Genomic DNA, 11,420 nt, shown 5'->3' with positions numbered 1-11,420 from the left:
CTTAAATTCATTAAGGAATAATATTTACAATTTCAAAAAAATACCCCAAATATTGATTTGTATTTGGTTTTGTATCTAAGCATCTTAGTTTCCAAGACAATACAGAACTGATGCTTACTACTTACCACTGACCAGAATATCAGATTTTAAGCCTCCCTATTCCAGGAGATACTGTTAACTGATAACTGAAATAATACCCACTCTAATTGATAGATAAAACAAGATTATGGACAGACGTAAATTTGTTAAAAATTCATCTCTATTTGCTTTATCATTAGCAGGAGCAAAATTAGCTAATTTAACTTTGTCATCTCAGACATTAGCTCAGGTTAAAGAAATAAAATTTGGCATTATTTCTACCGAGTCTCAAACCAATCAAAGACCAATTTGGGAACCATTAATTAAAGCATTTTCTGATTCTATTGGTTTACCAGTTAAGGCATTTTATGTAACTCAATATGTAGCAGTAATTGAAGCAATGCGAACTGGTAATATTCATCTAGCTTGGTATGGAGGAAAATCTTATATTGAAGCAGCAAAACGTGCTAATGCAGAAGCCTTTGCTCAAACAGTAGATACAGAAGGTGGTAAAGGTTATTACTCTCATTTAATTACTAACAAAAATAACCCCATCGTTGCAGAAGCTAAGGCAATGGGAGGAGATAAATATGTAATAAAAAATGCAGCAAATTTAACTTTTGCTTTTAATGACCCGAACTCTACATCTGGCTTTTTAGTACCGAGTTACTATGTTTTTGCTCAAAATGGAGTTGACCCAAAAAAAATATTTAAACGTTTAGTTTTCTCTGGAAGTCACGAAGCAACAGCTTTAGCAATAGCTAATAATCAAGTAGATGTAGCTACTAATAATAATGAATCTTTAGATAGACTACAACAAACAAATCCTAAAGCAAGAGCAAATATAGAAACTATTTGGACTTCTACTTTAATTCCTAGTGACCCCATTGCTTATCGTAAAGATTTACCAGCAGATTTAAAACAGAAAATTCGTAATTTCTTTTATAACTTTAAAGATGCCGCAGTTCTTAAACCTCATGGTTGGTCTGGGTTCGATCAAGCAAATGATCAAACTTGGAATCCGATTCGAGAATTAGATATTGCTAAACAAATTTTGGAGTTGGAAAATAAGGAAAATTTAAGTGCTAAAGATAAACAAAATTTAGAACAATTACGTCAAGAATTACAAACTGTAAAAAGTAACTAATACCAGTTTTATAAATGTTTGCTACAAATAGCTAGGGTACTTTTTAGGAGTCAGGAGGTAGGGACGTTGCATAAGGGCGTCCGTACGGAGTCGCATGGGNACAAATAGCTAGGGTACTTTTTAGGAGTCAGGAGGTAGGGACGTTGCATAAGGGCGTCCGTACGGAGTCGCATGGGAATGGCTTTAATACGATTTTTTAGGTCATAAATCATATTTTTTGTCCAAGGGACATCTCCTGTCAAGTATTTTTATCGCTCTTACTATTCGTAACATTCTTTTTTCAAAATGGTATAAAACAGGAAAAAACAGAAGGTGTTAAGTTTTTTAGGGTAGATGAAGCGGGAATGATTTAAAAAAATCTTTTTATCCAATCCTCTTCTTTTGAAGAAGAAAAAGAGGTATAGTGCTACGCGCAAGTCAGAAGTCAACCCCCCCCTTTCCTTCCCAAGGTGGTTATAACTCAGAAGTAATGTCTGATATCAAATCCGTTTGATTGGACATAAAAAAAAATTCTCCAATCGTCATAACTACTAAATGTTTGTGATTCTTTCTCCTCCTGACTCCTGACTCAATTACGATTTAACCAATCTATAACTGTTTAACCGGATTTGATATGACTGAGTTTTAGGATTTAGTAATGTCCTGACCTTTCCTTAGAGTGCTATAATTGTTAATTATTAATTATTAATTATTAATTTAAGAAAAAGACTTATTACTATACTAAACAGCACTTATTTCTTCCTTGTTGCTTTGCTTGATAAACTCCTTTATCTGCTCGTGATATCATATCATCTAAGCTCCGATCTTTAATAGAATATGTAGTAACTCCAATGCTGATGCTTAACCGGAGATTTCCCTGGTCAGTTTCAATAATATTACTAGCTACCATTTGTCTAATTCGCTCTGCTAATGTAAGTGCTTGGTCTCCATGAGTTTCAGGCAAAAGAGCCATAAATTCTTCTCCACCATATCGACCTAAGAAATCAACATTACGAATAGTATTTTTAATACTTTTAACTACTGTACATAGAGCTATATCTCCTACTTGATGACCGTAGTTATCGTTAACTTTCTTGAAGTGATCTAAATCCATTAATAAAATAGAAAAAGGCGGACCATATCTACTAACGCGATTAAATTCTTGATGACCAAAATTAAACAAACTACGACGATTTAATACTCCTGTAAGGGGGTCAGTATTGGCAATTTTTTGAACTTTTACTAAAGCATTTTGCAACTCTTTTTGTGTATATTTTAATTCATCAATTGTATGTTTTAGGAGTAAATGATTCCGAATTCTAGCCAAAAGTTCGGCTTTTTTAAATGGTTTATTAATATAATCAACTGCTCCCGATTCAAAAGCATTTATTATGTGTTCCTGTTCATTACTAGCAGTGATAAAAATAATCGGAATATCAGCATATTCTGGATCGCTTTTTAAGTGCTTACACACTTCTAATCCATTCATGTCAGGCATCATTAAATCTAGTAAAATTAAATCTGGTTTTGAAGCCTTAACCCTTTCTATTGCTTGATAGCCACCCTTGGCAAAAGTCAGACTATAACCTACAGGTTCTAAGATTACTCTTAACAATTTCAGATTAGTAGAAATATCATCAACTGCAAGGATATAAAAATTTTCAGGTTTAAATGGTTCTTCTTTCAGCATATTCTTAATTAAAAAAGCGGTTAGCGGTCAGCGGTCAGCAGTCAGCAGTAAACCTTTAGAAGGAGATTTCAACCCCTCCTAAACCTTCCGGTTTATAGAAACCGGGGATTTAAACCCAGTAGGGGCGATTCGCGTAATTAGGAGCATTCCGGAACGGAAATCGCCCCTACAAGCTAAAAGCTGTTTCGCTACGCGACATGTTTGCGGAGCATTCCGTTAGGAAAAAACGTAGTTCCTCCGCAGGAGGCTAGCTGTTTGCACAGCATTCCGTCAGGAAATGCTAAAAGCTAATAGCTCGTTAATAATAATTAGGGGCTTGTCTCAATTAAAGATAATTCAGGAATTTGTTCTGGCATTTTTTTCAAGATTTTTTCAATTATATACAGCTCTTTATAATATTTTATAGCGCTTTTCACAAAGTTAGAAAAAAAACTTCTTCCTTCTCTCCTAGGTAATATGAGCCTTCTTCCTTTCAACCCAAATCTCTGTACTCTAAAAAATATGAAAACTGCTATAAAGCATCACATATTACTGTAAAATGGTCAATAGTTTCAGGAATTTTATCCCAGTCAAAATCATCAATTTGTTGAGTTAGTTTCTGAGTATATTCTCTTAATAACTGACACTGATGCTCTTCTGCCCAAACATTCAAACGAGCGACAAATTTTTCCAAATCACTTATAGCTAAAGTTTGCCGTAATTTTAGCCAATTAGTTTCTGCTTCCTGATTCAGCTTATCTCGCAATTCATCTAATCGTATTGGTTTCCCAGAAATAACCTTTGTTTCGGTAAAATTATCTAATTCTTCTATCTCAAGGTCAGGTGTAGTAGCAGCAGAAATAATCGGAAAAATTTTNAGCGACAAATTTTTCCAAATCACTTATAGCTAAAGTTTGCCGTAATTTTAGCCAATTAGTTTCTGCTTCCTGATTCAGCTTATCTCGCAATTCATCTAATCGTATTGGTTTCCCAGAAATAACCTTTGTTTCGGTAAAATTATCTAATTCTTCTATCTCAAGGTCAGGTGTAGTAGCAGCAGAAATAATCGGAAAAATTTTCTTCATTTCTGCCACCAACTGAGTACGACTAACAGGTTTACGGAGAAACCCTTCACACAAAAACTTCAAGTCAAACTCATTTTCAACTTTTGATGAGGCAGTCAGCATCACGATCGCTATGTGTTTGGTTTGTTCATCTTGCTTCAAGAATAACGCTGTGTCTCTACCATCAATACGAGGCATCCGCAAATTGAGAAAAATCAAATCTGGGAGTTCTGCTTTTGCGATTTGGATTGCTTCTTCCCCATCACCAGCAAAAAACAGTTGGTGAGATGTTTGATAAAAATATCCAGCAATTAAATCCCGATTAGAAGCTATATCATCAACCACTAGAATTTTTAAAGGGGAAAACTGGCGTAAATTGTTATCTTTTTCTGCTAATAAGTTAGATTCTACAGGGGTATGTGTAATTTGTACTCTAGGAAAACTGACGATAAATTTACTCCCTTTTTCTAACTCACTTTCTAGCTCAACTGTACCACCTAGAATATCTACAAGACGACGAGTAATTGTTAAACCTAACCCAGTACCTCCATATTTGCGACTGGTTGTACTGTCACTTTGAGTAAAAGCATCAAAAATATCCTGTTGTTTTTCTGGGGCAATACCTATTCCCGTATCTTCTACAGAAATTTCTAAACCAATTTGATCGCTTTGAATATTATCAACATTGTATGAATTTACAGAAATCTTAATATATCCGCTCTCAGTAAATTTAATAGCATTTCCGATTAGGTTGAACAGGATTTGTTGCAGTCGTACTCGATCAAATAAAACTGCATGAGGTAAAGTAGGGCAAATTTCTATGTAAAGACTTAGACCTTTATCAGCAGATTTTGCCAGAAATATTTGTTGGACTTCCTCCACTATGGAAGTGATATCAACAGGTTCATAATTAAGCTCTAGTTTTCCAGCATCAATTTTCGATAAATCTAGAATGTCGTCTATCAGAGCCATTAGAGTTTTACCAGTTGCCAACACTGAGGCCAAATAGGATTTACCTACAGGATCGGTAACAAAAGATTGCAGCAACTCAGAAAAACCCAATACTGCATTCATGGGAGTGCGAATTTCATGGCTCATATTTGCCAGAAACTCACTCTTAGCTTTATTAGCTGCTTCAGCTTGTTGTTTCGCTTCTAGGAGGGCGGTATTATTTTCAGCTAATTCATTTTTGCGTTCAACTTCTTGCTGTAGTAGATTAGCTTGGGCGATAGCAATGCCAACTTGAGCTGCAACTGCCTCAAGTAGTTTAATTTCACTATTTGTCCATTCTCTGTAGCGATCGCATTGATGTAGTGCAATTGCTCCGTTAAGTTGATGTTGATAAAAAGTACCTACTGCCAACATTGATTTAAGTTGAATTTGACGACAAACGTGTGCCACGGGTTGAAGGAGGGAGTCAGCATAAACATCATTGGAGGGAATAGCAGTTTCCTGACTCAGCAACTTTTTGACATGAGGGTTTCCTGCTATTGGTATTTCTATATCTAAAATCGCTTCCACTTCTCCGATCAGGTGTTCTGCTACACAGGGTATTTTGGGCACAGGATCGGTGATATAGAAATGAATCAAACAACGATTCGCTTGGAAAACTTCCCCTACTTGCTCGGCAGCAATTTGGAAAATTTTTTCTGTATCTAAACTACTACGAATCCCATCAGTAATGCCCTTGAGTAAAAGACTTTGCTCAAGCTGTTGTCGCAAGGCTTCTTCTGCTAGTTTCCGTTCGGTAATATCTTCTGCAATACCCGTAAAGCGGATCACTCTGTGGGTAGAATTGAATAGGGGAAACGATCTAATTTGAATCCAACGAATTTCTTGATCATTACGAAAGATCCGAAAGGTTTCATCAAAAGGTTCCTGAGTCTCTATATGAATCTCGAAAGCTGCTACCAAAGTACGAAGATCATCGGGATGAACAGACAATAACCAGGAATCAGGATTTTCATATATACTAGCGCAACTTCTACCCCAAATTTTCTCATAAGCAGGTGAGATATATATTACTTTTCCTTGCTCAGACAAAACAAAAAACACCTGATGAATATTTTCTGCTAATTGCCGAAATTTGGCTTCACTGTCACGCAACGCATTTTCAAAAATTTTTCGCTCTGTGATATCGACGCCACAAGCAAGTAATAATTTATCTTTATTTGTATTTGTATCTCCTGCTTGGATCAAGGTTCGATTTAAGATAATATGATATTTTTTTCCTGATGGATCGTGAAAGGTTTCTTCTTTTACCAAAGGCTTGCCTGTTTTTAAGACTTTTAGATCGTCAGACTTAAACTGCATATAGTGTTGACCAAATAAATCCTCATATTTAACTTCTGACAAAGATTTTCCTTCTAAACCAAAACCTACCACTGCTGCTTGATTCAAAAAATGAAATTCAATCCGATCTTCTTCCCAATAACTTTTGAGAAATATCGGTATTGGCAACCCGTCTAAAATATCTGCTAGCATTTGTTTTTGTTGAGCAAGTTGCTTGTTAATTTCTAAGAGATTTTTAGCAAAAATCTTTAATTCTACTTCTTGTTGTTGTAGGTTTTTTGTTACTTTTTGGCGGGTAGTAATATCAAATACAGTTCCGAATACCTTGATGACATTTCCCTCTCCATCCTTAACCCCTTCACCTCGTAATTCTATATATCTAGTAGTACCATCAGTTCTAGATATTTTTAAGTCAATTTTATAGGAATTACCATAAGCGATGGCTTCATCAAGACACTGTTGCAGTTCCATCCCATCTTCTGGATCGATATACTGGAAATATTCAGTATAGGTAGGTTCTGCATTTGCTGATTCAAAGCCAAAAATCTCAAATAATTCTTCTGAAAAGCTAATTTTTTTAGTGGCAACATCTAGCTGCCAACTACCGATATGAGAAATTCGTTGTAGTCGTTCTCGATCTTGTTGTTGGATAAGTTCATCTAATTTTTGAGAGTTAATATTCTTAACTGCAAACAGTAAATATTTAGGAGAACCATCTGGGTGTCGAATTATCGAACCTATTTCTTGACCCCAAACCAAAGTTCTATTTTGATGAATATATTCTTTTTCTAGGGAAAAGTAGGATATTTCCTGAGAAATAAGTTGCTGAATTGGGGTTGATGCTGATTCTAGATTGTTAGGTTGTGTTACCTGATAATAATTTAGGTTTAACAATTCTGCTTCAGAATATCCCAGAAATTCACATAAAATCTGATTTACTTGTAAAAATTTGCCTGTGAGTGAGCAAATAGCAATTCCTTCTGTAGTATTTTCAAATATTTTTTGGAAGGATTCTTGGCTTTCTTGCCTGGCAATTTCTGCTTCCTGAAAATTTGTCTGGTCTCGAAGATTAGCTATGATTCCAGCAATGTTACTATTTTCATCATAATAAGGTGAATAAGTACGAATTATATATTTTTTGCCAATCCGATTTAAGTTGATCCACCCCTGAATTTCTACAGTTTCTCCTGCTAAACATCTTTCAAATGGTTGTTTTAAAAAAAATTCAAATGTTTTTTCTCCCAAAACTTCTTTGATATTTTTCCCAATTACCCGTTCAGATTTTTGATTAATTAATTTGAGATATGCTGGATTAACTAATTGGTAGTTATAGTTGGTATCTAATAAACATATAGCCTCACCACTTAAGGAAAATATTCGTTCATATATTCTTAAATTTTCATTAATTTTAGGCATATTTATTCAGTTATCAGTTATCAGTTATAGCAATTCCCAAAAAGCGTGAAGTACAAAATTATTTGGTTTTAGGGAACAGGGAACAGGTATGGAGGGAGTATGGAGTAGTAATTCTCGTTTCGTAGGAATAGATAAATAAGAAAAACAACTGTACTCATTAGCTTGGGAAACGCTATATCAGTTATCAGTTATAGCGCTACTTGAAAAGGGAAAAGGGAACTGCAGACTATCAAAGGCTTTTTCCTGCAGAAATGCTCCGCAAACAGGATTTAGAATTGTCCTAACCTTTGCTTCGAGTGCTATATTAGTTAGTCTCCTGCGGAAGAACTGCCACTCCCCTACTCCCCTACTCCCTACTCCCTGTTTTATATCTAAATACTATCAGTCACACTACTAAAATTAAACGCTTTCACCCTCACCCCAGGCAAAACACTATTACCATAACGATCTAGTTTGCTCACAGCATCCACATCCCTTAGCATATCTGGCAAAACCTGATTAAACCGCAAATTTTTAATGGGATAAGCCACCTTGCCATCCTCAACCCAAAAAGTACCATCCCGTGTCATCCCTGTTACCTCTAAAGTCCGGGGATTCACATAACGTACATACCAGGAACGATTCACCAAAATTGCTCGTTCCGTCTGCGAAATCAAATCTGGCAAACTTTGCTCTGAACCCTGCATCACTATTGGGAACATAGATCCAGTAGGTTGTTTGCCTTGTTGAGCTGCCCAATACCGACTATAAGATAAGGTTTNGTACCATCCCGTGTCATCCCTGTTACCTCTAAAGTCCGGGGATTCACATAACGTACATACCAGGAACGATTCACCAAAATTGCTCGTTCCGTCTGCGAAATCAAATCTGGCAAACTTTGCTCTGAACCCTGCATCACTATTGGGAACATAGATCCAGTAGGTTGTTTGCCTTGTTGAGCTGCCCAATACCGACTATAAGATAAGGTTTGTGGCACACCATCCTTAATTATGTCCAGATAATGATTACTCAACCCATCAGCAGAAAAATTCCCTAATTGCAACAAAGGATGACCAGGATAACGTTGTAACTGTACCAACGGACTAAAAATTTGTTCCCCGACTCGGTTGCCCTCTGGTTTCCCAGTTTCATCAGTACGGGACATAAACGAGCGCCCTTCATCTGCTGCTCGTGCATCCAGATTAAATATTAGCCAAATCAACAGATCGGCTAAAGCAGCTCCACTGAAAATGACGGGATAAACACCAGGAGTAATTTCTTTGGGTTGGCGAGAAGCAAAGGCACGGTTAATCAACTCCTCAGTCAGACTTTCAGTGGGTAGTTGATTTATACCCCAAGTAGTGCGACGACTCCAACTAGAGCCATTTTCGATTCTTGCCGTAAAACTAAAATCTGCTTTTGTGTATTTATTACAAGCGCGTAACCCTAGTGAGTTAGCGATCGCTCCTAAAGATGTATCTGTACTCAGAGTACCGGAACCATCTACCTCTGCTTTGGCACTCATGGCGCATACCTGTTGGACTATTTCTCCTCGTGCTAAGGGAGAGATAGTAGCAGTCAACTCATCAAAGGCAGGAGTCCTATTTTCGTATTGTTGGGGTTCGAGCAGTGGGACCCACTCTGGATCTTGTGGGGCGATGCGGGCCAGTTCTTCGGAACGGCGAATGGTGGCTGTAATGGCATCTGGATCTAGTTCTGTAGTGGAAGCGGTGGCGCGACGAGTGCCGAAATAACTGGTGATGTTAAGTTCAAATTTTGTTTTGCTAATATTTTGGCTAATTTGATTTTCTGAGTAGCGAGTTAGGGATGATTCGTTGTTGCTAAGACTAACGAAAATACCTTCGGCGTCAGATTTTTTTACGGTTGTTTCTACTAAGGATAATGCTTCGTCTTGACTGAGAAGATTTGGTTTAATTTCTGTGGTCATTTCAGTTATCAGTTATTGTAAGTATTCAGCCGTTAGCCGTCAGCTATTGCTTTTAGTTTTAGATAAAAGCTTTTTTAAACCTCGCTTAAGGGCGGGGTCTTATTAAGCCACAGTTAAATCTTACTACAAAAGCCGGGTCTTATTCCTGTTAACGTAGTTCTGACCTAGCTAGGAGGCTAGCTGACAGCTAATAGCTGAAAAAGAGTGGCTCCAATTTACTCTCAAAAAGTTAATTCAACCCCTCTGGTTGTAGTTTCTCCCCACACTCCCCTTTGGTTGAGATTTTTTCGGTTTGTAGTAAAGACTTTAGTCTTTTACAGGAAGTAACTTTCAATGGTTGTCGATTCCTGTTTATTGAAGTATGATTGTAATATAAAAGGCGCTCATCTGATTGGCTTTTTCATAGAGCGCCTGGAAAAAAAAGTTAAATCATAAGAGGATTATATCATGGTTAATTGCATTGGTATTAAATCCACTCATTTTTCTCGCNTTTCGGTTTGTAGTAAAGACTTTAGTCTTTTACAGGAAGTAACTTTCAATGGTTGTCGATTCCTGTTTATTGAAGTATGATTGTAATATAAAAGGCGCTCATCTGATTGGCTTTTTCATAGAGCGCCTGGAAAAAAAAGTTAAATCATAAGAGGATTATATCATGGTTAATTGCATTGGTATTAAATCCACTCATTTTTCTCGCGAAATAGATTCAGAAATTCAGGCATTAGTACCTTTAGAAATTAAGATTGAAAGTATTAAACCTGTTGGGATTTCTGAAACTCCTCAAATAGTTTATAGAACTTCAAAAGGACGGTGCAGCACTTTTTTATCTAAAGCAAAGTTTCTGAATTATTTGCTCTGTTTTTTGCAAATTAAACAGCGCAATTTTAGCAAAATTATCAGTTATAATTTTCAGACTTCTGGGATTAACATAAATGCAGAAAATGGCAAGTATTTTATTATTTATTCGGAAATACACGCTTTTCTCGAAAGATATAATAGAGCTGCTTTAGAAAAACTAGAAGTTGAGTTGACTGCTGTTAGTTCTGTGGTTAGAAATCCAATTAAAGGAACTGTAGCTGAGGTAAATAATATTGGCTGTAGTTGTCCTGATATGGTTTATCGTCATAGTATTTGTAAACATCAAATTGCTACTCATTTGTATTTACAGTTAAATGGATGGGGTTCTTTAGCAGAATATTTACAACAAAATACAGGGAAAAAGTGGGATGAAAAATTATTGGCTATGGCTGAAGTTGCTAAGTCTGATTTAGGTCTTTGATTAATGGATAATGGATAATTGATAATGGATAATTACCTCTTGTTAAAACCGTTACGGAATTGAAGGTCTGGAAATATCCTAGTGCAGAATGGCGGAAATAAGTGACCAGTTACAAAATCCTAAAAGCCTTACCTTACAATACTTTTGAATTTTGAATTTTGACTTCCGCGTAGTGGCACTAGCACTTTTTTTCCCTATTCAAGGGGAGGCTTTAAACCTGAATGATCTAATTATTTAATTGTTTAATTATTAATTATTTCGGTAAAAGGAAATAGGGAGTAGGTAGGGAAGTTGTATAGTTGTATGGAACTTCCCTACATAGTATAGCGTTTCCCAAGGTAATGAGGTACAGTCGTTTTTCTTCTTTATCTATTCCTACGGAACCAGAATTACTATTCCCTACTCCCTCCATACCAGTTAAGTGTTCCCTAAAACTAGGGAATTTTGTACCTCACGCTTTTTGGGAATTGCTATAGTAAGTTCATAAGCAAAATTAATTACACATTCTATTAACTCTCTGTTCCCTATCTTAACTAGAAAATTCTTAACTAAAAGCACGACTACTTAATATT

The 11,420-nt window shown here is 36.2% G+C and carries 5 protein-coding genes and 1 pseudogene; 2 read left to right on the top strand and 4 right to left on the bottom strand.

Going from position 1 to position 11,420, the window contains the following annotated elements; translation table 11 throughout:
* Positions 1-226 precede the first annotated feature (226 nt).
* A complete protein-coding gene (phnD, locus tag AFK68_RS26760) occupies positions 227-1,225 on the top strand; it encodes a phosphonate ABC transporter substrate-binding protein (RefSeq protein ID WP_094676586.1) in 999 nt (332 codons plus the stop codon).
* A gap of 715 nt (positions 1,226-1,940) precedes the next feature.
* On the opposite strand, the gene AFK68_RS26755 is transcribed toward phnD, so the two are convergent.
* From AFK68_RS26755 to AFK68_RS46620, 4 genes and pseudogenes are all read right to left on the bottom strand, one after another.
* A complete protein-coding gene (locus AFK68_RS26755; RefSeq protein WP_094676584.1) occupies positions 1,941-2,894 on the bottom strand; it encodes a diguanylate cyclase in 954 nt (317 codons plus the stop codon).
* Between the two features lie 857 nt (positions 2,895-3,751).
* A partial coding sequence (locus AFK68_RS26745) for a PAS domain S-box protein (RefSeq protein WP_210407643.1) occupies positions 3,752-7,645 on the bottom strand: 3,894 nt, incomplete at its 3' end.
* A gap of 371 nt (positions 7,646-8,016) precedes the next feature.
* Positions 8,017-8,405: pseudogene (locus AFK68_RS42650) on the bottom strand (metallopeptidase TldD-related protein); the annotation flags it as partial.
* A 1-nt stretch (position 8,406) separates the two neighbouring features.
* Positions 8,407-9,149 (bottom strand): metallopeptidase TldD-related protein (locus AFK68_RS46620; protein WP_371357578.1); only part of this gene is annotated, 743 nt, incomplete at its 3' end.
* Between the two features lie 1,075 nt (positions 9,150-10,224).
* Between AFK68_RS46620 and AFK68_RS26730 the strand changes: the two genes are divergently transcribed.
* A complete protein-coding gene (locus tag AFK68_RS26730; RefSeq protein ID WP_094676576.1) occupies positions 10,225-10,848 on the top strand; it encodes an SWIM zinc finger family protein in 624 nt (207 codons plus the stop codon).
* Positions 10,849-11,420: the final 572 nt, after the last annotated feature.

The sequence above is a fragment of the Hydrocoleum sp. CS-953 genome (genome assembly GCF_002260545.1).
Lineage (GTDB): Bacteria > Cyanobacteriota > Cyanobacteriia > Cyanobacteriales > Microcoleaceae > Trichodesmium.
This window is presented reverse-complemented; position numbering and strand designations above follow the sequence as displayed.

Bases quoted from the DNA above. Each gene is read 5' to 3' on its own strand.
- phnD (WP_094676586.1), top strand. From the start codon at position 227: ATGGACAGACGTAAATTTGTTAAAAATTCATCTCTATTTGCTTTATCA.
- AFK68_RS26755 (WP_094676584.1), bottom strand. From the start codon at position 2,894: ATGCTGAAAGAAGAACCATTTAAACCTGAAAATTTTTATATCCTTGCA.
- AFK68_RS26730 (WP_094676576.1), top strand. From the start codon at position 10,225: ATGGTTAATTGCATTGGTATTAAATCCACTCATTTTTCTCGCGAAATA.